This window comes from Dictyobacter kobayashii (genome assembly GCF_003967555.1).
GTDB lineage: Bacteria > Chloroflexota > Ktedonobacteria > Ktedonobacterales > Ktedonobacteraceae > Dictyobacter > Dictyobacter kobayashii.
This window is the reverse complement of sequence record NZ_BIFS01000001.1, coordinates 4,255,736-4,279,512: the sequence shown is the minus strand read 5'-3', so window position 1 is coordinate 4,279,512 and position 23,777 is coordinate 4,255,736. Positions and strand designations below refer to the sequence as shown.

The following is a 23,777-nucleotide window of genomic DNA, read 5'->3' as shown; positions in this document are numbered from 1 at the left end:
CTGAGGCACTCTGCGCAGCCGCTCGCTTGTCAACGCATCAAAGAAGATACGGAGGCATCTAGATAGACAAGGTTTCTTGGCTGTTGGAGCACATCGTACCTGAACAGATGATCTCGCGACCTCTCCACTGTGTGCATCTATACGAATGCAGTGTAGAGGTCGATTGTTTCTCAGTAAGAAGGTTGAGCGTTTATTGACAGACGGGAGGCTACAGTTGTTATCCTTGACGCTGTATGATGGGTGTTGTATGATGAATCACATAGTTTACCTGAGCGACACAGAGGGCTCGGTTCCACCCTCTGCCAATGAAAGGGGGTGACAAACAGGTGAACGATAGAGACAGATTTGATAAGTTCACAGAGCGAGCCAGAAAAGTTCTGAGCCTCGCACAGGAGGAAGCCCAGCGCTTCCAACATAACTATATTGGGACAGAGCACCTCCTCCTCGGCCTTGTACGTGAGGGCGAAGGTGTTGCTGCAAAAGTACTTGCAAATCTCGGCGTTGAACTCAACAAAGTTCGTAGCGCCGTTGAATTTATTATTGGTCGTGGCGACCGTATTGTTCTGGGTGAAATTGGCCTGACGCCACGTGCCAAAAAGGTAATCGAGCTAGCAGTTGATGAAGCTCGCCGCCTGAATCATCATTATATCGGGACAGAACACCTCTTGCTTGGTCTGGTCCGTGAGGGTGAAGGTATCGCGGCAGGTGTCCTTGAGAGCCTGGGCGTCAACCTGGAAAAAGTGCGTACGCAAACCATTCAGGTGCTCAGTCAGTCTGGCACTCCTCATGAGCGCGACGCCAAACATTCGAAAACCCCCACCATTGATCAGATGGGTATTGACCTGACGGCAGCCGCTCGCGCGGGTACACTCGACCCCGTCATTGGACGTCATCAAGAAATTGAACGCGTTATCCAAATTCTTTCCCGGCGCAACAAAAATAATCCGGCTCTCATCGGCGAACCCGGTGTTGGTAAAACAGCCATCGTTGAAGGTCTGGCCCAGCGTCTGATCTCCGGCGAGGTTCCAGAAACACTTTCGGGCAAGCGTCTACTTACACTGGACGTCGGCTCCCTGGTGGCTGGTACCAAATACCGCGGTGAGTTTGAAGAGCGCTTGAAAAAAATCATAGAAGAGATTCGCAATAGCCGCGACTGCATCATCTTTATCGATGAAGTTCATACCCTGGTGGGTGCGGGTGCTGCTGAAGGGGCTGTGGATGCAGCCAATATCCTGAAGCCTGCCCTCGCTCGTGGCGAATTGCAATGTATCGGTGCAACCACACTCGATGAATATCGCAAGTATATCGAGCGCGATGCTGCACTCCAACGCCGCTTCCAGGAAGTGATTGTCCGTGAGCCAAGCGTCGAAGAGACCGTTGAGATCCTCAAGGGTATCCGCGAACGCTATGAGCAGCACCATCGCCTGATTATCACAGACGAGGCGCTGAAGGCCGCGACCGATATGGCCAGTCGCTATATCACCGATCGCTTCATGCCGGATAAAGCTATCGATCTGATCGATGAAGCTGCTAGCCGCGTGCGGATGCAGAACTCGCTGGCTCCTCTGAACCTTAAAGAGGCAATGAAGGGTCTTGAGTCTGTGCTGCGCGAGAAAGAGGCAGCTATCCAGCAACAAGAATACGAACTGGCAGCGGAACTGCGGGACCGCGAAGTAAAGTTGCGAGATCGTATTGCTAAACTTGAGTCTGGTTGGCACAAAGAACGTGGGAATGAGAAGCCAACGGTTGGCGAAGAGGAGATCGCACAGATCGTCTCGATGTGGACCGGGATCCCTGTGATGCGTATCGCTCAGGAAGAATCACAGCGGCTCCTACAAATGGAAGATGCTCTCCACGCTCGCGTGATCGGTCAGAATGAAGCAATCGAAAAGATTTCACGTGCTGTGCGCCGCGCTCGTGCCGGCCTGAAAGATCCGAAGCGCCCTATCGGCTCCTTCATCTTTATGGGTCCCACTGGTGTTGGTAAAACAGAGCTGGCCAAGGCACTGGCTGAATTTATGTTCGGCAGTGAAGAGTCCTTGATCAAAATTGACATGTCAGAGTTTATGGAGCGTCACGCGGCCGCGCGTCTCGTGGGTGCCCCTCCTGGATATGTTGGTTATGAAGAGGGCGGTCAGTTGACCGAGGCGGTTCGCCGTAAATCCTATAGCGTGATCCTGCTCGACGAAATCGAAAAGGCTCACCCGGATGTCTTCAATATGCTGCTCCAGATTCTGGAAGATGGTAAGTTGACAGATGCCAAGGGTCGTACGGTCGATTTCCGCAATACCATTATCATCATGACATCAAACGTTGGTGCCGCCCTCTTGAATAAAGAGGCCTCGATCGGCTTTAAGCAGTCGAAAGATAAGCTGAAAGCCAACCAGGCAGACTATGATGCGATGAAGGGTAAGGTACTCGGTGAATTGAAGAATACCTTCAAGCCAGAGTTCTTGAACCGTATTGATGAGGTCATTGTCTTCCATTCCCTGCGTATGGAAGAGATGTACTCTATCGTCGATCTGTTGCTGAACCGTGTACGTGCACAGCTCACTGAACAGCAGATTGAACTGGTGGTTCCACAGAACGCTAAGGACTTCTTGATCGACAAGGGCTTCGATGCGCAGTATGGTGCCCGTCCTTTACGCCGCACTATCCAGCGTATGGTTGAAGATCCGTTGGCGGAAGGCTTGCTGCAAGGCAAGTTCCATCCTGGCGATCTGGTAGAGGCAAGCATTGTTGATGATGATCTTGCCCTGCAGGTTCGTAACCGCATTGAGCAGTTGCCACCACCCGCATCGGCTACCCAGAAGCAGCCCTCTCGGCTGGCGGCGAAGGTAGCACAAATACAGACGCCTGATCAGAACAGAGGGGACGTGACAAAATCACGTCCCCTTTTCTCTTCTTTTCTCTCTTGCTCTTAAAAGCATTTGAAAACGCCGTTGACTCAACTCCTTATTTTTAAACATTTCTTACAGCCATAAAACACCAGCGGCTCCTAATAACTAGATTGCAGATCTGTACATGGCAAAAATTCGCACAAAATATGTCTGCCAGCAATGTGGCGGGGAACATAGCAAATGGATGGGAAAATGTCCCGACTGTGGGGCATGGAATACGCTAGAGGAAGTTGTAGATGTTCCGCAAAGTCCCGCTCAACAGCGGCGACAGAGTTTGCTGGGTGTTTCTCCTTCCTCGAATAATCATCATGCCCATACTCCAATTGTTCTTCCTCAAATTAAACCGTTAGTACAAGAGCGTATCCCTGTAGGCTATCCAGAGATGGATCGGGTATTGGGAGGCGGCCTGGTGCCTGGCTCGTTGATTTTAATTGGTGGCGAACCTGGCATTGGTAAATCTACGCTGCTCTTACAGGTATCGGGTGAGATTGCCAAAAATGTCGGGCCGGTACTCTATGTCTCGGGCGAAGAATCTATTGAGCAGATTAAGATGCGCGCGGAGCGCCTGGATATCACGGGCGAGCAGCTCTACCTACTGGCCGCCGTTGAGCTGGATCTGATCATTGAGTCGGTCAATCGACTTAAACCAGCTTTGGTGATTGTGGATTCCATTCAAACGGTGCTGGCCAACCATCTGACAGCGGCTCCGGGTAGTATCAGCCAGGTGCGCGAATGTACGCTGCAATTAATGCAGCTGGCCAAAACTTCTCAGATACCGGTCCTGGTGATTGGACACGTGACTAAAGAGGGTACGGTGGCGGGACCAAAGGTGCTCGAACATATCGTGGATGCGGTATTGTACCTGGAAGGTGAGCGCTATCACTCCTATCGTCTGTTGCGTGGCGTGAAAAATCGCTTTGGGGCCACACACGAGATCGGGGTCTTCGAGATGCATGGTGAGGGATTGATCGAGGTGACAAATCCTTCAGCGGTCTTTCTCTCCGATCGGGCAACCAATGCCAGTGGCTCTGCGGTAGTCGTGAGTATGGAGGGTACCCGACCTTTATTGGTCGAAGTTCAGGCCCTGGTTACTCCTAGCAATTTTGGTAATCCACGCAGTACCGCTAATGGTATCGATCATAATCGCCTGGTAATGCTGATGGCAGTATTGACCAAACGCGTTGGCCTGGCGGTGGGTGGACACGATGTCTATGCGAACGTGGTGGGGGGGTTCAATATTGAGGAACCATCGATCGACCTTGGGGTAGCCGCGGCGATCGCCTCCAGTTATCGTGAGAAGCTGATTCCGGCCGATATGGCCCTTATTGGTGAGGTTGGGCTCTCTGGCGAGTTACGGGCCGTCAGCCGCCTTTCATTGCGTGTACACGAGGCCGCCAAGTTAGGCTTTAAACGTTGTTTGATCCCATCTGCCGGTCAGGGAACACGGCTACGCAATGAAATAGCTGAGTCAAATCAGTCAGGCGAGTTCAAAGTTATTACCGCCAGTACACTAGCTGTGGCACTGGAGATTGCACTTCATTAAAAACAGGAAAGGAGGTAGAATTTCTGGCAATTTGTATCTGTAATACAAGCACCATACGCAACATCACAGAGAAGTCTATTGCCTCCAACTTAAAAACGGTGTATACTGCATATTCGACGTACCCTACCTATGTAGCATGTATTGTCGGTTAGTTTACGCTAAAAGAAAGTTTAAAAGCTTTATACTATATACTATAGTATAAAGAGCAGAACATTTTCTTTTCAAAAATGTTTTTCAGGCGTAGCAACAAAATCATTCGTCAATTCGTATACTTTTTAAAGGTCGTTTGCTCAATAGGCACGTAGTTCTTTTAGACAGCAGGCCAAAGTTTCATTTTATCTGGAATTATCATTTATCATTTTTTATTAATACCAGACCTGCCAATCAGACAAAGAAATAGCGTTGACCTCTTGAGCTTAGAAAACGCACGTCCACGTGCTTTGCTTTGGAGGATGCAGGGATGTCAGTGAACACCGTTACCCGCATCATAGGAGCGCTGGTCGCAATCGGGGCAGCGATCAGTATTTCGTTGTATAGGGCGACAACATTAGCGCCTTTACCACTTCCTGTGCCATGGGTCATTGCTATTATTGCCACCGTCAGTGCTATTGCCGCATTTATTATCACCCCGTATATTACAGTCATTCCCTTTCAATGGATTAGCAACAAGATTCGTGCCGCTTCGGCCAGCGATCTGGTTGCGGCCGCGATTGGATTGGCCATCGGACTTATCCTTGCTGTCTTATTAGCGATCCCTTTACAGTACCTACCTTTCGGACTGGGCCAGATTACTCCATTTCTGGGCGCGGTCATCTTTGGCTATATTGGCCTGACAACCGCCGTCCTACGTAAAAGCGATATCGCCCATCTCTTTCAATCAACTGTAGCTCGCCGCCGCGAGCGAGATCGCGATGAGGATCGTGAACGCGGTGAGCGGGGTAAGAAACGCGATCAGGAGAAAGAGGTTGCTGCACACCCCACTCCCCTGTCGTTACAGATCTTGCTGGATACCAGTACCATTATCGATGGTCGCATCGCTGATATCAGCCAGACGGGTTTTATCACAGGTACCCTGGTTGTGCCACGCTTCGTCTTGAATGAGTTACAGCGCATCGCTGACTCAGCCGATACGATGCGCCGCAATCGTGGCCGTCGTGGACTTGAGATTTTAAATCGCCTGCAGAAAGATGCGACAGTACCCATAGAGATCGTGGATACCGATGTTGAAGGGATCGCCGATGTCGATGGCAAACTGGTGAAGATAGCTCGCGATCAGCATTGTCCGATTATTACCAATGATTTTAATCTCAATCGCGTTGCCGAGTTGCAAGGCGTCAAGGTGCTAAATATCAATGAACTGGCCAATGCGATCAAACCGGTCCTCTTGCCAGGAGAAGATATTCACATTAAAATTATGCAGGATGGTAAAGAACTCGGACAGGGCGTTGGCTATCTGGATGATGGGACAATGATCGTGGTAGAAAATGGACGGCAGTTCATGAATATGACGATTGAGGTTACGGTGACACGTGTGCTGCAAACTGTGGCCGGTCGCATGATCTTTGCCCATCCTAAACAACAGTTCAATGCCAGTAGCGCACCAGCAGCGCCACAATCAACCTTGAAGCAAAGGCAAGCCTGATCCGCAGGCAGATCGCATTCTACATAGAGCACCCTTTGCGGTGCTCTTTATTTTTATGGAGAGGGAGTACAGGTAGCAACCTACCTCCACACATACTATGCAAGAGAAATCAGCTGTTATTATCGTTGCCGCCGGGGCCAGCCGACGCATGGGCAGGGATAAGCTTTGGATCCCGCTGGCTGGGCGTATTACGCTCGCACGCACGATTGATGCGTTCCAATATGCGCCACAGATCGATAGGATTGTGCTGGTGGTCAGTGCGGAGCGCCTGGCAGAAACACAGCAGCTCTGTCAGCAGGAGGCGTGGGATAAGGTGTGCGCCATCGTGCCCGGCGGTGCTCGCAGGCAGGACTCAGTCTGCCAGGGGCTGGATACGCTGGCTACGATGCAGCCAGCCTGCCGTTGGGTGATGATCCACGATGGGGCCCGGCCATTTGTGAGTACCAGCGTGATTGAAGCGGGATTGACTATGGCACAGGAACACCTGGCGGCCATCGCCGCCGTCCCGGTGAAAGATACCATCAAACAGGTCCGTGACGGCAAAATCCTGGATACGCCAGATCGCGCTCTACTCTGGACCATTCAAACCCCCCAGGTATTTTCTTTCCCACTCATTCACGAGGCCCATCATTCGCCCTTAGCTAACAACGATGCAACGGATGACGCCCTGCTATTGGAACGACTGGGACACCATGTGGCGATCTTCCCCGGCTCCTATATCAACATTAAAATCACAACGCAGGAAGATCTACTCTTCGCTGAAGCGTGCTTAAAAGGACAAACATTATGACAACTCGTATTGGTTCTGGCTATGATGTACATGCATTCGCACCGGGACGACCACTCGTTCTGGGTGGTGTTACGATCCCCCACGAAGCGGGCCTGGCAGGACATTCAGATGCCGATGCCGTTATTCATGCTATTGTGGATGCGCTCTTAGGAGCCGCGGCTCTGGGAGATATTGGGCAACACTTTCCATCCAGTCCGCGCTGGAAAGATCAACCCAGTACAGTCTTCCTGACCTATACCGTTGATCTGTTGCGCCAGCATCACTGGTCGATTGGCAATGTCGATGCGACAATCGTCGCGGAGCGACCCAAAATGTCGCCCCATATCCAGGCGATGCGTGCCCACCTGGCCGAGCATCTTCAGCTCTCACTGGACCAGGTCAGCGTGAAAGCCACCACCACCGATGAACTTGGCTTTACCGGCCGGCGCGAAGGTATCGCCTGCACAGCCGTAGCCCTGATCGAAAAAGACTGATCCTATAATGTGATACTTAAAAATTATTTATAGCGTGATGCCGAAAATGCTAGAAGGGCATTTTCGGCATCACGCTATAAATAATGATCGGGCGCGCCAGTGCACTTCCGCAAAGGAGATGAGAATATGAGGATGGAAAGCATGCCTGCCTCATCGGGGCTTGCTACCCTCAAAATCTTTATAGATTTCATCCGTCTTGGCAGCCATAATAAAATCGTTGCGATGCAGGCCGTGAATCTTATGTGTCCACCAGGCCACACCCACAGAGCCCCATTCGGTCAAAATAGCTGGATGGTGTCCTTCGTCCTCGGCTAAACGACCAACTTTCTGGGTAAAAGAGAGCGCGGCAACAAAGTCTTTGAATTTGTAGACGCGCTCCAGGCGTTTGATATTATCACGCTCCATGATAATCCAATTTGGAACCTGCTTCTGGTAGAGGATGGCTTCCGCCTCGGTCACTTTAGCAGCGCCCACACGACAGACTTCACACTTCATCTGTGTTAATTCATCCATAGCTTGCCCACCTTTAATGTAGAGACAATAAAAGGATATATCATCGCAGCTTTTACTGTTTGTTTTGCACACCTATTAATCAGATGCAAGATACCAGCGAAGGATGAGACACGCTGCTAGCTTTCTTTCACAGGAGCGGCTTTGCTCTCTGGACTCTTCACTTCAGGCTTGCTCGCAGATACCGTTTCTTTCTTCTCACCAGAAGACATTAACATTTGAACGGCTTGAGATGGATTGGTAGGGACCTTGTTCAAAGTTTCATGCAATTTTGAGATGTCATCAGCTGGCACGTGCGACATAAATTTGTCTTTTGCATTCTTCGCTTCTCCAGCCGTTTTCCCAGCATTACGAGCCAACGATTGTAATGTTTTCGGGCCGAATAAGGCCAGTGCAATACCAGCAATGATCAGGAATTCAAAGAGATGCGGCATCACTATACTCCTTCGCAAATGGCACCTGTGCCAACTATTTTACTCCAACACTGCTATTCTACCACAGGCTAAACGACCATCGTGCTCTCACAATTTGAGACCACAGAAATATCTATTTTTTAGCCTGTAGAGGCCCCAAAAAAGCGGGGGAAGCTGTTCATTAGTAGGCAGAGAGTAAACTGAAGGATGTTATAAATGGTCTTGTACTCTATCGGATAGGATAGGTTACAGTAAACCGGCCGCTTTCTAACTATCTCCAGGTTTACCACACTCAGGCATTTCCCCACCTACAAGCTGAGTGTGCTGATCGCGTCCCCCCAGAACGTTGATCAGTCTCTATTTCTTTTAAGAAATTATTACCTGCTTGTGGTCATTTTCCCAATTCGGTCGCTATTGTGGTTTAGAGAATGATAAAACATGTACCAATTTAGGCTACCAATTCTAAGGCTTTATCATGCTCCAACCAGTGACATGGTATGATGGAAGTATTGAAAGATCATAAAAAAGATTAAGAAGAGAGCTTTGACGGAATGCAACAATCAGTAAAACCACAACAACCAGGCGGCAATTCACAGATTCATACTATTATGATTACCGCGATCACGCTCTTTGCTCTGTCAGGAGCAATTCTAGGCTTTGCTGTGGGTGCCTTCACCCATCCACGCCCCACCCAGATCACAACGAACACGTCAGGGACTGACAAAAAGCCTGTTCCAATAACAAAAGCCAAAACTCCCACACCCTCCCCGACCGCAACGATTACAAACACGCAACCGCTAGGCTGTCCGGATATAGTAACGAGCTTCAACAATCTTAATGGTACAACCACCATTAACCTCATTGCCAAGCAAAAAACGGTGGGGACATGCGGCGATCCCAAAACAGAAGCCAATATGACCAGTGACGGTATTACCTGCCGCATATTCCTGGCAAAAGCTGTAGACAAACACCCGGCAATTGATGGCTCTGATGTCGCACTCTTTAAAGATATTACCAGGTATTCTGGCACCTTCCCTCATGAAATCGCTGGCATAGCTCTTAGCAATGGAGGGTCACTAACGCAACCTTGCATGCAAGGGCAAGCAAGCTGGACGTTCACTTTATCACCAACGTTAGATAAAGGAAAATACTACATTGTCGGCCTGACAGGCAATCCTGCACACTATAACTACAGCTGGTCGGCACAATTGACGAAATAGCCGCTGGCGATTAGAGAAGCATTCCACCATTGGCTCCAACAAAAGAAGCACTGACCAGAATAAGGTCAGTGCTTCTTTTTAGAACATGAACTACACATCTCAACTTAAATCTGTGCACCAATGCCCTCAACGATGCCCATCACAAGTTGGGCAAATTTGGTGCGGACAGCATCTGCGGTGGAGAGGACCTCGGCATGATTGACCTCGGCGGTTTCGTTGCCGGTGGCGCTATTGGTGATCAGGCTGATACCCAGCACACGCATACCAACCTGGCGCGCAACAATGGTTTCGGGAGCGGTAGACATACCCACCGCATCGGTTCCAATCATGCGTAAGAAGTTCAGCTCGGCCGACGTTTCGTAGCTGGGTCCAGCCACCATAGTATAAACACCTTCGTGAAGGGTAATTTCTGGATGGCGTCTCGCCACCTGCTGCGCCAGTGTACGTAGCTCAGCGTCATAGGCTTTACCAACCGCTGGGAAGCGCTCGCCCAGTCGCTCATCGTGGGGTCCCACCAGCGGACTGGCTCCGGCCAGGCCCGGCATATAAATATGGTCACGCAAGAGCATAAAGTGTCCTGGTTGATAGGCTGGATTGACTCCCCCGGCCGCATTGCTGACAAGCAGCGTCTCTGCGCCCAACAGGCGCATCACACGTACAGGCAAAGTGGTCAGCTGCACCGGATGCCCCTCATAGAAATGGAAACGGCCCTGCATGGCAACCACAGGCACTCCGGCCAGGGTTCCAATCAAGAGTCGGCCAGCATGCCCAACCACCGTTGATTGCGCGAAATGCGGAATCTCGCTATATGGTAGCGCCACTGCGTCACGGATCTCAGTGGCGAGGTCGCCCAGCCCTGACCCCAGGATGATCGCCAGCGCAGGCTTAACATCGCTATGTTGCCGAATCGCCTGCGCGGCTTCCAGTGCCTGATCATAAAGCATAATTTCATTGCCTCCTTTACATAATGGCTACAGGATAGCACACAAGGAGGGCATAAAACTATATATTATTTGCCCTGGGTACTGACCAGCTGACAATAAAACTGGGTGGTCGAAATATGCGCATGTCCCAATAATTCTTGAACGGAGCCAAGGTCCATACCACTATCAAGCATGAGCATAGCGAAGGAATGGCGCAACTTATGCGGCGTCAGATCCTCAATACCAGCCCGGCGCGCATATCCTTTGATGATTAACCAGAAACCCTGCCGTGTCAGGCGATCACCGTGATGATTCAAAAACAAGGCCTGCTCATTGGCATGGCGCGTGCAATGGGGACGGGCACGCGCCAGATAAAGCTCAAGCACATTCATCGCGGCAGATGTAAGCGGTAAAAGGCGCACATTGCCACGCGCACCAGCACATTTGATAACAGCATCTTGCGCACAAAAGTCATCAACGTCCAGCGAGACCAGTTCAGAAGTACGAATACCAGTCGCATAGAGGAGATGGAGCATGGCCAGATCGCGCATTCCCATGGGGTATCGTTCTCGACCAATTGAAAAATGGTCTGCACCTGTTCAGCACTCATCACCTGGGGCAGATCCCTTTCAATAGGCGGGAGCAAAACCCTGCCGATGGATCGCGGTCTAACAGACCTTTCTGGCAGAGATAGCGAAAAAATGACTTATACGCGGCCAGCTTACGGGCAATCGTGGTAGGGCGATATACCTGCGCATCACGCAATTGCTGGATATAATTAGCTAAATGATCATGGGTTACATATAACCAGGTAGTGATCTTCAGGGCCATCATATGGCTGCATAGCTGACCTAAATCATTGCGATAGGCCATAATAGTATTGTGGCTCCCACTACTACGTTCTACTTCCCCATTGGCAAGCGAGGTAACGAATTCATCAACAGCTTCTTGCAACATAACACACTTCCCACACCTATTCATTTGCTAAAGTAGCGACTTACCTGTTTTCCTTACTAGAGTTGTTGCCAGTATAATAGATACATGCAATAGATGCAAGTTGACTAGTACATACAGTTATATGTTTGACAAGATTATACGCAGTAGGCTGGCAGAGATCTTGTGCCAGATGACCTCCGCCTTTTTTCTTAGAAAGTGCTATAATGGACTAACGTTCGTGCTTTATGCACGTTCCCTTGAAGGTTACTACCCAACAGGTATAGTTACGCTCTCATTATAGGGTCAGAGGAAGACGCTATAACCGGGGTCGTATCAATACGATACTTGTCCATATGCATATGCGAGTCGATATCATCAAACTCGTTTCGTGATAAGGAGAGAGAGTAGGAATGGCTAAACTGCAAGATTTGTTTACGCAGGCACATCGCGCGCAAAGCGGTGGTGGTATGGGCTTCCTGGGCAAAAATCGGCATGAGACAAAGGCCCGTGCTGCGGCTCTCGTCGTTGAGCTGGAACAGATTGCTGCTGGAAGCGCAGAAGCTGCTTTAAAAGCTGGCGCCGATGGTATCCTTTTCAACTGGGATGGGGGAGATACAGCCCAGCTTGATACCCTGAAGCAAGAGGTTGAGGCCGCCAGGTCCCAGAAAGAAAATACGGTGACGGGTCTGCATATCAGCGGCGATCTGGAAAGCCTGACATCGGAGAGCCTGAAAAAATTAAAAGAGCTGGGCGTCCAATATATTATTCTGCCTTTCAATGCTCCAGCTCGCTTACTGGCACTGGAGACAAAGGATCTGGAGAAGGTAATTGTTGTTCCAATGCGTAAAGAAGAGAGCTATCCTCTCTATATCCGCAATCTAACCGCCTTTGAACATATTGCCGCAGTCCTGCTAGATTTCGACTTAAGCGAGAAAGTAGGCACCATGACGATCGAGGAAATTCTCGATTATCGTGCGGTCCGCGAGGCGGTACGCTTTCCTGCTTTCATCTATGTCAATGGTACCCTCACCGAGGAAGATGCCTATACAGTCAATACGCTGGGCATCCAGGCAGTTATTCTGGCGGCTAAGGATAGTGGTGATACCACACGTCAGCAGATTAAGAATCTTCGCGAACTGCTGGAAAAAGTTCATCAGGATGAGAGCGATAAAGATGCGCCTTCGCTACCATCAGCTGGTCGCAAATAAATCTGTTACCAGCCAGGCAGCATAAAAAACAAGGGAGACAGCAACCAGTGCCTGTCTCTCTTTTGTTTTGTCGGGGCGATAACACACGAAAGACTATGAACTCTCCGTGCCCGCAATGTTGGTTACAGGGATACGTGGCGACGTCTGCCAGAAGAGCTGGCGCCGGGGAATACGACGTAGTAAGCCACGTGTCTGTTGCCAGACCTGCTCAGGATTGGCATTGTTGCGCCAGAAATAATAGCAGGCAATATCATCTGGTTCGGCACTTAACAGGCCCGAGAAGGCCGATGCCAGCATCGGTTCATCAGTTTCGTCCAGATTAAAATTCTGCAGCCAGAGCTGGCTGCGCTTGCCATGCTGTTTGACGGCATCGACAACCTGATGTCCCCAGGTTTCAACCATCGCAACATCCTCCCCCAGCAGTTGCCAGAATAGATGACAACCAATGGTATCTAGTGCTGGAACGGTCGCCAACTCTTCGATCAGGTTAAGATCCTGTGGCAACAAAACAATACTTGTCTTTGCCTGGCTATTCGCGCGCTTAACGCAAGAAAAGAGTTCATTCAGGAAATCAACCATGGAGCGCCGGCGAAAATGCTGTAGATCTGTGATGTCAGGGCAGAGGGCGCGACAAACCGAACAAAAGCAGGTAATATCAGGCACGCGTGGCTCGTCAATTAAAATACCATTGAGAGGGTAAGTGGTCAGATAGTATTCGACTTCGCTAAATAGCCACGAGCGAAACGCCTCATGGTTAAAACAGGTCATATCGTGCGCGCGACCATGACGGTCTTTGACCAGGGACTGTGGATGCCGGAAGGTATACCAGCTTGGCATGTATGTAGGGCCTGCAAAGAGATTACCAAAGCGACCCAGGCTCAAGTGGACTTTCAACTCTGCATCCTGAGCAATTCGTAGTCCGCGCTCAAAATCTCGCGGCCAGCGCTGCTCTTCTTGTTCATGCATAGCATAAACAATGCTATTCGCGCCGGAAGCACGAATCTGCTCGAAATCTCGCTTTACGGATTCTGGATGAAACAATGGGTGGAAATATGCAACTGTTATATCCATCTTACCTACCAACATTTGTCGCAAAAGAAAATACAGGAGCGGCAACGCAATATTCACGTATGCACACCCTACAGTATATCATGAGGCTTAAAAATATTCTAAAGGCAGGTAGTTTTAGGCTATGTGCCTGCTTGCGAGATTGGCCCACCTGTCACACCCACTACGCCTGCGCCCGAGGATTGGAAAGGACTGGCAGTAATATATTGAGCTTGACAATTCTAGCTTTTCTAGGCACAATGCACACAGAAATCAATATGGCGGAGCATCCTTCAAACAAGCTAGAGCAGCCATATGCCAAAGAGATGGAGTTCATAAATCTATCATGACAAAAGATGATCATGTAGACCACGTTGCGGATGGCGTTGGGTCAAGCCAGGCCGTTTCTGATCATAGTTTAACCACTGCCTCTCGGTCACCCGAAGCTATTGATAGAATTCACTTTACCCGTTCTTATGCAAAAATTAACCTGACCCTGGATGTACTGCAAAAGCGCCCTGATGGATATCATGAGCTGGCGACAATCATGCAAACCATCGACCTCTATGATACGCTCTGCTTTTCGCTGCTCGATGAAGATAGGGTGAGCATGGTGTGCAATCGCCCTGAGCTCAGCAATGAGCAGAATCTGGTCGTGCGCGCGGCACAGGCTATTCGCCAGAAACTGGGACTGACACAAGGTCTGACGATCGAGCTCAACAAACGCATTCCGGTCGCGGCAGGTCTGGGCGGTGGCAGTAGTAACGCTGCGGCCACATTACTGGCTCTGCAGCAGTGGTGGCAATTACCACTCTCAATGCATGATCTCTGGGAAATGGCTTCCGCCCTTGGTTCGGATGTGCCTTTCTTTCTGTCCGGTGGCCTGGCCCTCTGCGAAGGACGTGGTGAGCGGATTACGCCCTTGGCACCCCATTGGCCCGCTGCCATGCGCTGGCTGCTACTGCTCAAACCAGCCATCGGGGTCTCAACTGCGACCGTTTTTCGCAAGCTGACAGCTACAGATCACAGCAATGGTTCCTGGAGCCAGGCAGCCCAGACCGCTCTACAAACCAAAAGCGAGCTACTCCCTACCGACCTCTATAATGGCCTGGAACGTGGCGTCCTGGAACAATATAGTGAGGTTGCACAGGCCCGCGCAGCTATGCTGCAAGCCGGCGCCCACTTTGTACGACTTTCGGGTAGCGGCCCGACCCTCTTCACTACCTTTGCGACACTTCCAGAAGCGGCGAAAACACAATATCAACTACAGAAACAGGGCTACGAAGTATATCTTACGCGGGCAATTACAACAGACAACACCGAAATAGCGTATTTCTAACAGGAACGTTGAGTTACTAATAAATACCCGGCATTTTACAGGATGTAGTTGAGAAGCGCAGGAAAAGAGAGGGCCGCGATGAACATCTGGGATTCAGTTCACCGAAGTCTTGAGAAAGCTTCCCATGGAGCAGGACGCATTGCGAAAATCCAACGGACACGCTCACAGATTGAGCAACTTGGACGCCAGATTACTACTCAGGAACAAGATTTGTTGCAAAAAGTGATGGGACTATATGCAGCGGGTCTTCTGACGCAGAATGAATTACTGACACCGTGTCAGGATCTTTTCAATTCTCATCAACAATTATCGCAAGCTCAGCATGAACTTCAGGCGCTCCAGAACCAGGGGCCAGCTACGCCACCAACAGGAGCGCAGGAAACCCATACTCCCCAACCAGGTGAAGTTGACGCAACGCAGTACGCGCCACCACCATACACCTCTACATTTGTAGAACCTACGGTTCCGATTATCCCTCCCCCACCACCTGGTATGGAACCTTTGACAATCCATTCGCAGGAGACTATGATAATGGAAGTGGAAGCGCCACAGGTCTTTACCGAAGCAGACAAGATAGATCCAGCAGCCGAGGCGATACGCCAGCCTGCTCAGATCGGTTCGCCATTGTGTCCAGACTGTGGGAAAGCAACCCAACCCGATGATCTCTATTGCCCTACCTGTGGCAGAGCACTCCAACAATCTAAGGCTGAACATCTTCCAACAACGCGAGGCACTTCATCCTCATCAGCATCAGCTATACTCCATCCAAATCAGCCGGAAGATGAGACCATAGTGCTTGTTGAGGATTCACCCTCTGCTACCGATACGGGCTTCTCTGAGAAAGATAGAGGATAATAGTTCTGCGTCAACAACTTATTACCACACTCTGTAGCGGTTTGCGGCTGCTGTTTATGCTGTTCAACGCGATCAGCAGGCCGTTCACAAAACGGGCACGGCAGCAGCCGCGATCAATTATGCTGATCAAGCCTTGCTGCATCGGGGACGTGATTATGACCACTCCCCTGCTTGAAGTTATCCGAGCAAATTATCCTACAGCAAAAATTACTTATATTACCGGCACATGGTCTAAGACAATTGCTGAACATCACCCGGCCGTTGATGAGATTATTGACTGCGGTAGCATTGGCATTCCCAATCGCTACACTTTAAAAGACTATCTGAAACTGGCCAGGCAGCTACGCCAGCAACACTATGATCTGGCATTTGTACTGGATCGTTCGCCTATGCTAACTTTGCTACCATGGTTGGCGGGCATACCACGCCGCGTAGGACCAGACAGCCTGGGACGTGGCTTCTCGCTGACGGATCGTGTAGCCGTCTCGGCTGATCGATCTCAGCTACAACACCAGGCGGAAATCTACCTGGATCTGGCCCGGTCGATTGGACTGCATATCGATCATCCTCATATGCGCTTTGTGCCAACCGAACATGAGCGCCAATCTATTTATGTATCTGATCATCAACAGGTGGCTGTCTTCCCAGGCGGCGGTAGTAATCCCGGCATGGAGCTAACAGCGAAACGCTGGCCCATTGAGCGCTATCGAGATCTGACACAACGGATCATCACGGAGTTAGGTATGCAGGTGCTGCTCATTGGTGGGGAGAGCGATAAAGCGCTGAACCAGACCTTAATTGATGGCCTGCAAGGCGTTCCGACTGAGATGGTGGCTAACCTGGCAGGCAAAACGAGCTTTGGAGAATCGGCAGCTCAAGTTGAAGCCTGCAACCTGTTTATTGGGAATGATAGTAGCCCTATGCACCTGGCGGCAGCGGTTGGTACCCCGGTCATCGCCATCTTCGGTCCAACCAGCCCGGCAGAATATGGCCCCTATCCCCTGGATGATCCACAGCACATTGCGCTCTGGCGTCATCCAACGGGACAGCCTTGCTTCTTCCTGGGAAAGATGCAGCCCTGCGCGAACTGTACCTGTATGCAATCCGTGACAGTAGATGAGGTATGGCAAGCTCTGCTGCGCCTGATCCCTGATGCCCATCAGCAGGAGGTACGTCCATGAAGAGCCTGCTGCGCTCCCTTATTCTGATGTTTGTACATGTCTATGGCAGTAGCCGGGCGAAAAAAGCCAGTCGGCGCTCCTTGCCGCAAGCGGGACAGACGACACGCATTTTACTCGTGCGGCCTGACCATCTGGGCGACCTGCTGATGACCACACCGATATTAGAGGCCATCAAAGAGCAGCTACCCGATGCCCAGATTACGATGATGGTTGGACCCTGGTCGAGCGAGGTCATAGCCCGCCATCCAGCCGTCAATCGCCTGCTTACCTGCCCATTTCCAGGCTTCCAGCGCGCTCCACAGAAGGCGCTGGACCCTTATAAGCTCCTCTTTCGCACCGCTGAACAGCTCAAAAAAAATGATTATGATCTCGCCATCAACCTGCGCCCTGATTTCTGGTGGGGCGCGGCACTGCTCTACCTGGCGGGCATTCCCAGACGCATTGGCTATGCCACCGAGCTTACCGCTCCCTTTCTGACCCAGGCATTATCATTTCCAATGACTGAACACGCCACCGTCTCCAATCTGCGCCTCAGTAGCGCGGCCCTGCAAGCACTGGGTAAACCCGCTCTGGTCGAGCCCCATACTCCTGCTCGCTATCCTCTCTACTTTAAGCCACATGAAGATGAGCTGACATGGGCCGATGAGCGCTTACGCGAAGCAGAGATGACTACTGGAAATCCAGTGGTAATTATCCATGCAGGGACCGGGGGCGCGGTAAAGTTATGGAGGAACGATGGCTGGACCCATGTAGCACAGCTGCTGGCCAATGGTACACTCACACCAACCCCGGCGCATATTATTTTCACCGGTAGCAAAACAGAACGGCCAATGATCGAGGAGATTGCTGGTCCGCTACAAGGGAAAGCGCTACTGCTCACAGAGATGACGGTAGGGCAACTGGCGGCGCTCATTGCACGCGCTAACCTGGTGCTGGGTGTCGATAATGGTCCGCTCCATATGGCCGCGGCCCAGGATACCCCTTCCTTGCGCCTGTTCGGTCCAACCGATACTCATATCTTTGGGCCATGGGGAGCCCCGGAGCGTCATCGTGTATTGGCTGCCACCCAACCGTGTCCTGGATGTCCAGCCATTCCTTGTGGACGCTTAGATTTTACGGCCGAAGAGCTAGCCGTCCATCCCTGTGTGCGCCTGATCTCAGATCAACAAGTTGAACAGGCGATTCAGGCCCTGACAGGTAGTGTCGCCGAGCAACCACATCCATGAAGAAGTTAAGGCTTCTTCATGGATGCCCCTCTCACATCGCTCGTAGCCATCCCACATAATTACCGTTTCATTGCAACTTCAATTCCCGCCCCATATAATGACAGAAAGAGCCTCAGATTTAGGAATGAAATTATGGCACACGCGTTACAGAATAGAGATGAATACGGCTATCCAACCCGGCCCGACTCACGACGACAGGTACGCAATAGCGTTGTACATACAAGCAAACGGATACTGCTTTCTACGATCTATATTCTTATGAGTCTGTTCGGCCTGTTCCTGCGAATAAACCAGGGCAAAAGTAAAGCTACACCCCTGGACCCTCAACACTTTCATCCCAGGCGCATTCTGGTAATCCGCCTGGACTTGATCGGAGACCTGGTACTCTCTTTACCAGTGGTACGTATTTTAAAGCGCACCTACCCGGAAGCGGAAATAGATCTGCTGGCACTTCCTTCCAGTGCTCGTGTGCTGGGTAACGATCCAGATATCCAGACTGTACTGACCTATGATCCCAATATATGGCGGCGTCCCAAGGGCTTGCTCAATCCCAAAAACTGGCGAGAGGCGCGTGCCCTGCGTCAGCGTTTACATGCGCGCAACTACGACCTGGCAATCAGCGTGTTTGGTCCCTGGGCGGCGCTATTGTCGCTTCTTAGTGGAGCTCGGCGCCGGGTAGGTTTTGGGCAAGAGAGTTACCCGGGTCTGATGACCGATAATGTGGCCGGACAACACTGGAATCCAGACGATCACCTCCATGAGGTTGATTACTGCTTAAGATTGGCTCAGGCAGCCGGTGCGACCCTCCAACCAGAGGATCGCACGCCCACCTTGTTTGTAGACCAACAGGCTCGACAAGAGATAGCATCACTACTGCAACAAGAAGGGATCAAGAGCGAGAAAATACTCATCGCCTGCCATGTCAGCTCTAATAACGGGCAATCGAAACGCTGGCCAATTCCCTACTGGGCCAGGTTGATAGATCAGTTATTACAAAGCGGCAAGGTAGAGGTAATCTTTACAGGCGCGCCCGACGATCTGCCCTTGATTGCCGCGATTACGGCTCGCATGAAAGAACAGGCCGTGAATCTGGCCGGAAAAACGAGTCTGGCCCAACTGGCAGCCCTGCTACAAAGGGCGGATATAGTGCTCACCGGCGATAGTGGCCCCATGCATATTGCCTGTGCGGTCGGCTCGCACGTTGTTGCGATTCACGGACCAACTGATCCAGCCTTGAGTGGGCCGGTTAGCCCAAAGGCAACCATCCTACGCGATCCCATCTGGTGTAGCCCCTGTTATAAAGCGAAAGGGGCGCCCGCAGATTGCCGTTTCTTTACCACCCAATGCATGAAAAACATCTCACCAGAGCAAGTTTTACAGGCTATTCACGAGATACAGTTGAGCCAAAGCAGTGAAAGCCAGCTCGAAGAGACAAGATCATCCCTGGGAAAAGCGCATAGTATGGAAGGAATCCTGAATGAGCAAGATCTTTCGTAGTCTTTCGGAACCGGGTCTACTGGCGGCGGTTGAGCATAACTTTGCGGAGGAGATGGCCTGCTTTGGGCGTAATTTACCGGCTGGAATACTACATCAGGATGATGAGTTAACCTGGTTTATGACTGGCCCGACTGGCCCCAATGGAGTTTTATTAACAAATTTTGGCTCAAGTGATCCAGAATATATCGATAGACGCATAGCGGAGACGCTGGCCTTGTTCAGAAGCCACCAGGTGTTGGAGCCAGGCTGGCGCGTCGGGGCGGCGGATACACCAGCAGATCTGGCCAGCTATCTAGAGCGCCATGGCCTGCAACTCCGCGCCACCATGACCTGTATGATTCTAGATACGGCTACAGCCCAAACAGTGGATAGCTGGCCTGACGGACTGGATATACGCGAGGTGCTAACCGTCTCGGAGCTACAGACAAAATGCGAGATAGAAAAAATTGGCTTCGGAGCAACAGAAGTGATGGCCGGACACTATTATCATACCTATCTAGCGAGTGGCTTTGGAGAAGGGGCAATGTGGCATCATTATATTGGTAGCCAACAAGGCAAAGCGGTCGCGGTAGCCTCTATCCTGCTCCACCAGGGGGTCGCCGGCATTTATGGCGTGACAACCTTACCAGAAGCACGCAGACAAGGTATTGCCAGCGCACTGACACAGCATATTATCAGCGAAGTCAGGCGCCTGGGGTATGCCATCGCAACACTCTCACCATCTGATATGAGTGAGGCCATTTATCGCCGCCTGGGCTTTCAAGATTATTGTCAACTTCATCATTATCGAGTAGCTTCTCCTGAAGAGAATAGAGCAGAATTGTAGAAGTATAATACCATGCATAAATCACAGATAACGTTGCCACCCAGCGCGCGAATCCTGGTGGTAAAAATGGCAGGCATTGGGGATCTATTGCTGGCGACGCCGGCGCTACGAGCACTGCGTGAGTCATATCCACAGGCTCGTATTGACCTGCTGGTGACCCCTGATTCGGCTGGCCTGCTCAATGGCTGGGATGTGATTGACCGTACAATTGTCCTCGATAAATATCTATTTGATCATCCACGACAAATTTTAAACAATCCTCAGACATTGCTGCGTCTAAAAGAGCTGTGGCAAAGCTTGCGAGCAGGCCGCTATGATGCAGTACTGCTACTCCACCATCTGACACTACCCTTTGGACGCTTAAAGCATCAGCTCTTGATGCGCGCGACGGGAGCCCGCTGGCGGATTGGGTTGGATAACGGCCATGGCTGGTTCCTAAATGTACGAGTTAAAGATCGTGGCTTCGGCGCATTGCACGAGGCGGAATATGCAATGGCGGTCGCTGAAGCGGCTGGCGCAACGGTCCGCGACAAAAAGTTGTTCCTGCCCCTGGGAGATACCGAGCGCCAGCAGGCCCGGCGACTCGTCTATGGAAAGGACAACACACATGACGTAAAGCGTCCTCTGATCGCGATGCATCCCGGCAGTGGTGGCTACAGTGTAGCTCGCCGCTGGGCGCCCGAGCGCTTCGCCCAGCTGGCAGATACGCTCTATGCTGATTTTGGCGGAGAACTATTGCTGATGGGTGGCCCCGAGGAAAAAGAGCTCCATGAGCAGATCATTGGCTTAATGCAATCAGCCATGCCTGTACGCAGCCTGGCTGGCAAAGGTAATATCAAAACAGCGGCAGCCGTGCTGGAACTGGTAGACCTGTTCGTGGGCAATGATGCAGGGGTGATGCACCTGGCAGCAGCCGTGGGAGCTCCAACTGTAGCCATCTTTAGCCTTTCAAACCATAAAGCCTGGGGACCCTACACAGGTGATTCAAGCAGCCAGCGGGCCACGGTAGTACGCCTGGACCTACCCTGTATGCCGTGTTTCTATAGCGGCCACCTGCTCGGTACACCGGAAGGCTGTTCCACCCGTGATTGTATCGCCCAGCTAGGGGTCGAGCCCGTTGCGGTGGCGGCACGCCGTATGTTGAGAGCCACCAGCATCCCTCAATAGAACAACAATAAAAAAAGCGCCTCTGCGAAAGGCGCTTTTTTTATTGTTGTTCTATTGAGCGGTTGGGGCCGCTGACATAGTACGCGTAACCGGACGTGTGAAGTTGCCGATCTCAACCTCGGGCAGTTCCTGCTTGAGGATCTGGATCAATTTGCGCATGCCCAGCGCTTTGCCCATCGTGTTAAAGTCAGGCATACGTGGCAGGAAGACTTCGGGATCGATATTCAGGTTGCGCAACTGGATGAGGCGCAGATTCGTTTCCCGGGCCAATGCTAACAGGGCTTCAACTTCGCGCTCACGATCGATCAAGCCAGGAAAACTTAACAGGTTGATCGAGCTATAGAGACCGGATTCACCAGCCCGGCGCAGCGATTCCTTGACATCATCAAAGGTATAGCCCAGGGGCCGGTAGTAAGCATTATACGTCTCGGGATGGCCCGAAATCGTACTGACACGAATAGTGTCGAGTCCGGCATCGTAGAGGTGCTGTAGCCAGCGCGGGTTACTACCATTGGTATTAATATTGATCACGCCACGATCAGTTCTCTGACGCAAGGCCTTGATCGCTTTCCCAATCCGTGGCCACTGCAACAATGGCTCCCCTTCGCAGCCCTGGCCAAAGCTAACGATCGCATCTTCGGCCTTTTTCAGATGGCTCTGCGCCACTTCCACAATCTCATCGACCGTCGGTATAAAGGTCAGGCGATCCTGAGGAGAGATGAGCTCTTCTTCTTCCTGCTTTGAGATACAGCCAACGCAGCGCGCATTACAGCCCGGCGAGACAGCAATCGCCATCTCCCAGCGCTCAAAAAACAGATTGCTGGCCGTAGGACATGAATAATCCAGGGCACAATGGGCATGCTGACCAATAATGCGATTCTCGGGATAAGCTTCCTGTTTCTCATGAACCAGGCGCTCTAGCTTCTGGCGGTTAAAGGCGCGCGGATGCCACTTCCTGACCTCGTCGGTTTTAACGGCGGCCACATAGAGCTTGCCATTCAAACCAGCAACCGCGCTATAGCCAAAAAATGGGAGCGGCTCCGTATCAGGTACCTTTTCATAGGCCGGCAACAGGGTACGGGTATAGCCAATCGGCAACAGGGCAGCCACCGCCCAGCCACGCGATTGTGGTAACACCTGGCGCTGCCCAGAACGCTTCAGACCAACTGCCAGGCGATCGGGCATCATAGAGAGCGTCACGCCGTCTGGTAGTGGTATCAAATCAGATTCTTTCAGAGGACGATCCCCAAAAGAAAGAGCCTGTAAACGAGGCTCTTCGAGGATCTCTCCCTCTTGAGTTACATAGAGTAGATATGGAGTCGCCATAGTTGTCCTTATTGTGTTCTTGAACGAATACTTAATCTTAACGTATACGATAATGCAGAGCAATGCTCAATGCATGGGAGGAGGTGTCGCCGGAATGCTCGGACTGGTTGGTCTATCTTCAACCAGATCATCATCAAATAGGCGTGGAAACGCCCCGGTAATCGTTGTAGCCTGGTTCTGCAGGCCAACCCGCTGCTCTAATTCACGGCTATCTTCATATACAAAACTCAAAATGATATGTTGGCCGCGAACACTCTGGCTCATCTGTCGAATGCGTGGGCGCTCCCCCTCCATCCAGGCGTTGACGACCGCCTCTAGCGCGGCCATGCTGCCGCCACAGAGAGCGCTATCAAAACCTTTATATCTATACACAATTGTATCCTTTCGGCTGTCAATAGAAAAACAGCGCTTTGACCACGCAGACAAAAAAATCTTCCATTATGACCGAAGAGTATTGTATCATTCTATTGCAAAATTTGCCATACCTGATAAAGAAAGCACAGGGCTATTTCATGTTTCTCTTTGGCGCCTGCGGCGCCGGGTTGGGGGTGTGGAGTGTATGGAGTGGGCGACCGCAGTCGCCCACTCCATACACTCCACACCTGAAAGATGGACATTCTCTGGACGAACATGAAATAGCCCTGAAGAAAGCACAGGGCTACTTCATTGTTTCTCTTTGGCGCCTGCGGCGCCGGGTTGGGGGTGTGGAGTGTGTGGTGGGCGACTGCAGCCACCACACACTCCACACCTGAAAG

23 protein-coding genes are annotated in these 23,777 nt (G+C 51.3%); 15 read left to right on the top strand and 8 right to left on the bottom strand.

The window, feature by feature from the left end:
• Positions 1-326 precede the first annotated feature (326 nt).
• From EL645_RS18770 to ispF, 5 genes are all read left to right on the top strand, one after another.
• A complete protein-coding gene (locus tag EL645_RS18770; RefSeq protein WP_281276337.1) occupies positions 327-2,924 on the top strand; it encodes an ATP-dependent Clp protease ATP-binding subunit in 2,598 nt (865 codons plus the stop codon).
• Positions 2,925-3,024: 100 nt separating this feature from the next.
• Complete coding sequence (gene radA, locus EL645_RS18765; protein WP_126551917.1) at positions 3,025-4,443, top strand: DNA repair protein RadA; 1,419 nt, start codon at positions 3,025-3,027, stop codon at positions 4,441-4,443.
• Between the two features lie 460 nt (positions 4,444-4,903).
• The gene (locus tag EL645_RS18760) at positions 4,904-6,085 is read left to right on the top strand and encodes a PIN/TRAM domain-containing protein (RefSeq protein ID WP_126551916.1); all 1,182 of its coding nucleotides are present in this window, start codon (positions 4,904-4,906) and stop codon (positions 6,083-6,085) included.
• A gap of 97 nt (positions 6,086-6,182) precedes the next feature.
• Complete coding sequence (ispD, locus tag EL645_RS18755; protein ID WP_126551915.1) at positions 6,183-6,875, top strand: 2-C-methyl-D-erythritol 4-phosphate cytidylyltransferase; 693 nt, start codon at positions 6,183-6,185, stop codon at positions 6,873-6,875.
• Positions 6,872-7,348 carry a 2-C-methyl-D-erythritol 2,4-cyclodiphosphate synthase gene (ispF, locus tag EL645_RS18750; RefSeq protein WP_126551914.1) on the top strand — a complete coding sequence of 159 codons (477 nt, stop codon included), beginning with the start codon at positions 6,872-6,874 and terminating at the stop codon, positions 7,346-7,348. The genes ispD and ispF overlap by 4 nt, the downstream gene beginning before the upstream one ends.
• Before the next feature lie 150 nt (positions 7,349-7,498).
• Here ispF and EL645_RS18745 read toward each other — a convergent pair whose 3' ends face one another.
• Entirely contained in the window at positions 7,499-7,861 is a 363-nt protein-coding gene (locus tag EL645_RS18745; RefSeq protein WP_126551913.1) for a 4a-hydroxytetrahydrobiopterin dehydratase, read from the bottom strand.
• A gap of 116 nt (positions 7,862-7,977) precedes the next feature.
• Positions 7,978-8,292, bottom strand: a complete 315-nt coding sequence (locus tag EL645_RS18740; protein ID WP_126551912.1) for a Sec-independent protein translocase subunit TatA/TatB — start codon at positions 8,290-8,292, stop codon at positions 7,978-7,980.
• 530 nt (positions 8,293-8,822) lie between these two features.
• On the opposite strand from EL645_RS18740, the gene EL645_RS18735 reads away from it, so the two are divergent.
• Positions 8,823-9,491, top strand: coding sequence for a hypothetical protein (locus EL645_RS18735; RefSeq protein WP_126551911.1), 669 nt, complete (start codon positions 8,823-8,825; stop codon positions 9,489-9,491).
• A 104-nt stretch (positions 9,492-9,595) separates the two neighbouring features.
• On the opposite strand, the gene EL645_RS18730 is transcribed toward EL645_RS18735, so the two are convergent.
• From EL645_RS18730 to EL645_RS18720, 3 genes are all read right to left on the bottom strand, one after another.
• Positions 9,596-10,435, bottom strand: a complete 840-nt coding sequence (locus tag EL645_RS18730; protein WP_126551910.1) for a purine-nucleoside phosphorylase — start codon at positions 10,433-10,435, stop codon at positions 9,596-9,598.
• Positions 10,436-10,500: 65 nt separating this feature from the next.
• A complete protein-coding gene (locus EL645_RS18725; RefSeq protein WP_126551909.1) occupies positions 10,501-10,971 on the bottom strand; it encodes a tyrosine-type recombinase/integrase in 471 nt (156 codons plus the stop codon).
• 52 nt (positions 10,972-11,023) lie between these two features.
• Positions 11,024-11,371, bottom strand: a complete 348-nt coding sequence (locus EL645_RS18720) for a site-specific integrase (RefSeq protein ID WP_161977477.1) — start codon at positions 11,369-11,371, stop codon at positions 11,024-11,026.
• A gap of 389 nt (positions 11,372-11,760) precedes the next feature.
• On the opposite strand from EL645_RS18720, the gene EL645_RS18715 reads away from it, so the two are divergent.
• Entirely contained in the window at positions 11,761-12,558 is a 798-nt protein-coding gene (locus EL645_RS18715) for a hypothetical protein (protein WP_126551907.1), read from the top strand.
• A 93-nt stretch (positions 12,559-12,651) separates the two neighbouring features.
• Here EL645_RS18715 and EL645_RS18710 read toward each other — a convergent pair whose 3' ends face one another.
• A complete protein-coding gene (locus tag EL645_RS18710) occupies positions 12,652-13,629 on the bottom strand; it encodes a hypothetical protein (protein ID WP_136625240.1) in 978 nt (325 codons plus the stop codon).
• 322 nt (positions 13,630-13,951) lie between these two features.
• Here EL645_RS18710 and ispE point away from each other — a divergent pair, with 322 nt between their 5' ends.
• The 7 genes from ispE to EL645_RS18675 all read left to right on the top strand — a co-directional run bounded on the left by ispE (position 13,952) and on the right by EL645_RS18675 (position 21,696).
• Positions 13,952-14,944 carry a 4-(cytidine 5'-diphospho)-2-C-methyl-D-erythritol kinase gene (ispE, locus tag EL645_RS18705; protein ID WP_126551905.1) on the top strand — a complete coding sequence of 331 codons (993 nt, stop codon included), beginning with the start codon at positions 13,952-13,954 and terminating at the stop codon, positions 14,942-14,944.
• 78 nt (positions 14,945-15,022) lie between these two features.
• Complete coding sequence (locus tag EL645_RS18700; protein ID WP_126551904.1) at positions 15,023-15,799, top strand: zinc ribbon domain-containing protein; 777 nt, start codon at positions 15,023-15,025, stop codon at positions 15,797-15,799.
• Between the two features lie 119 nt (positions 15,800-15,918).
• On the top strand, positions 15,919-16,980 hold the full coding sequence (gene waaF / locus EL645_RS18695) for a lipopolysaccharide heptosyltransferase II (RefSeq protein WP_161977476.1): 1,062 nt from the start codon (positions 15,919-15,921) through the stop codon (positions 16,978-16,980).
• A complete protein-coding gene (locus EL645_RS18690) occupies positions 16,977-18,206 on the top strand; it encodes a glycosyltransferase family 9 protein (RefSeq protein ID WP_126551902.1) in 1,230 nt (409 codons plus the stop codon). Before waaF (EL645_RS18695) ends, EL645_RS18690 begins: the two co-directional genes overlap by 4 nt.
• Positions 18,207-18,338: 132 nt before the next feature.
• Positions 18,339-19,703, top strand: a complete 1,365-nt coding sequence (waaF, locus tag EL645_RS18685) for a lipopolysaccharide heptosyltransferase II (protein WP_161977475.1) — start codon at positions 18,339-18,341, stop codon at positions 19,701-19,703.
• Positions 19,684-20,529, top strand: a complete 846-nt coding sequence (locus EL645_RS18680; protein ID WP_126551900.1) for a GNAT family N-acetyltransferase — start codon at positions 19,684-19,686, stop codon at positions 20,527-20,529. The genes waaF (EL645_RS18685) and EL645_RS18680 overlap by 20 nt, the downstream gene beginning before the upstream one ends.
• A gap of 12 nt (positions 20,530-20,541) precedes the next feature.
• A complete protein-coding gene (locus tag EL645_RS18675; RefSeq protein WP_126551899.1) occupies positions 20,542-21,696 on the top strand; it encodes a glycosyltransferase family 9 protein in 1,155 nt (384 codons plus the stop codon).
• 51 nt (positions 21,697-21,747) lie between these two features.
• Here EL645_RS18675 and EL645_RS18670 read toward each other — a convergent pair whose 3' ends face one another.
• Both EL645_RS18670 and EL645_RS18665 read right to left on the bottom strand, forming a co-directional pair.
• Entirely contained in the window at positions 21,748-23,022 is a 1,275-nt protein-coding gene (locus tag EL645_RS18670) for a radical SAM family protein (RefSeq protein WP_126551898.1), read from the bottom strand.
• Positions 23,023-23,088: 66 nt separating this feature from the next.
• Positions 23,089-23,394 carry a hypothetical protein gene (locus tag EL645_RS18665; RefSeq protein WP_126551897.1) on the bottom strand — a complete coding sequence of 102 codons (306 nt, stop codon included), beginning with the start codon at positions 23,392-23,394 and terminating at the stop codon, positions 23,089-23,091.
• Positions 23,395-23,462: 68 nt separating this feature from the next.
• Here EL645_RS18665 and EL645_RS18660 point away from each other — a divergent pair, with 68 nt between their 5' ends.
• Positions 23,463-23,774, top strand: a complete 312-nt coding sequence (locus EL645_RS18660; protein ID WP_136625239.1) for a hypothetical protein — start codon at positions 23,463-23,465, stop codon at positions 23,772-23,774.
• The last annotated feature ends 3 nt before the right edge of the window (positions 23,775-23,777 follow it).

Bases quoted from the DNA above. Each gene is read 5' to 3' on its own strand.
- radA (WP_126551917.1), top strand. From the start codon at position 3,025: ATGGCAAAAATTCGCACAAAATATGTCTGCCAGCAATGTGGCGGGGAA.
- EL645_RS18760 (WP_126551916.1), top strand. From the start codon at position 4,904: ATGTCAGTGAACACCGTTACCCGCATCATAGGAGCGCTGGTCGCAATC.
- ispD (WP_126551915.1), top strand. From the start codon at position 6,183: ATGCAAGAGAAATCAGCTGTTATTATCGTTGCCGCCGGGGCCAGCCGA.
- ispF (WP_126551914.1), top strand. From the start codon at position 6,872: ATGACAACTCGTATTGGTTCTGGCTATGATGTACATGCATTCGCACCG.
- EL645_RS18745 (WP_126551913.1), bottom strand. From the start codon at position 7,861: ATGGATGAATTAACACAGATGAAGTGTGAAGTCTGTCGTGTGGGCGCT.
- EL645_RS18740 (WP_126551912.1), bottom strand. From the start codon at position 8,292: ATGCCGCATCTCTTTGAATTCCTGATCATTGCTGGTATTGCACTGGCC.
- EL645_RS18735 (WP_126551911.1), top strand. From the start codon at position 8,823: ATGCAACAATCAGTAAAACCACAACAACCAGGCGGCAATTCACAGATT.
- EL645_RS18730 (WP_126551910.1), bottom strand. From the start codon at position 10,435: ATGCTTTATGATCAGGCACTGGAAGCCGCGCAGGCGATTCGGCAACAT.
- EL645_RS18725 (WP_126551909.1), bottom strand. From the start codon at position 10,971: ATGGGAATGCGCGATCTGGCCATGCTCCATCTCCTCTATGCGACTGGT.
- EL645_RS18720 (WP_161977477.1), bottom strand. From the start codon at position 11,371: ATGTTGCAAGAAGCTGTTGATGAATTCGTTACCTCGCTTGCCAATGGG.
- EL645_RS18715 (WP_126551907.1), top strand. From the start codon at position 11,761: ATGGCTAAACTGCAAGATTTGTTTACGCAGGCACATCGCGCGCAAAGC.
- EL645_RS18710 (WP_136625240.1), bottom strand. From the start codon at position 13,629: ATGGATATAACAGTTGCATATTTCCACCCATTGTTTCATCCAGAATCC.
- ispE (WP_126551905.1), top strand. From the start codon at position 13,952: ATGACAAAAGATGATCATGTAGACCACGTTGCGGATGGCGTTGGGTCA.
- EL645_RS18700 (WP_126551904.1), top strand. From the start codon at position 15,023: ATGAACATCTGGGATTCAGTTCACCGAAGTCTTGAGAAAGCTTCCCAT.
- waaF (WP_161977476.1), top strand. From the start codon at position 15,919: ATGCTGATCAAGCCTTGCTGCATCGGGGACGTGATTATGACCACTCCC.
- EL645_RS18690 (WP_126551902.1), top strand. From the start codon at position 16,977: ATGAAGAGCCTGCTGCGCTCCCTTATTCTGATGTTTGTACATGTCTAT.
- waaF (WP_161977475.1), top strand. From the start codon at position 18,339: ATGGCACACGCGTTACAGAATAGAGATGAATACGGCTATCCAACCCGG.
- EL645_RS18680 (WP_126551900.1), top strand. From the start codon at position 19,684: ATGAGCAAGATCTTTCGTAGTCTTTCGGAACCGGGTCTACTGGCGGCG.
- EL645_RS18675 (WP_126551899.1), top strand. From the start codon at position 20,542: ATGCATAAATCACAGATAACGTTGCCACCCAGCGCGCGAATCCTGGTG.
- EL645_RS18670 (WP_126551898.1), bottom strand. From the start codon at position 23,022: ATGGCGACTCCATATCTACTCTATGTAACTCAAGAGGGAGAGATCCTC.
- EL645_RS18660 (WP_136625239.1), top strand. From the start codon at position 23,463: ATGACCGAAGAGTATTGTATCATTCTATTGCAAAATTTGCCATACCTG.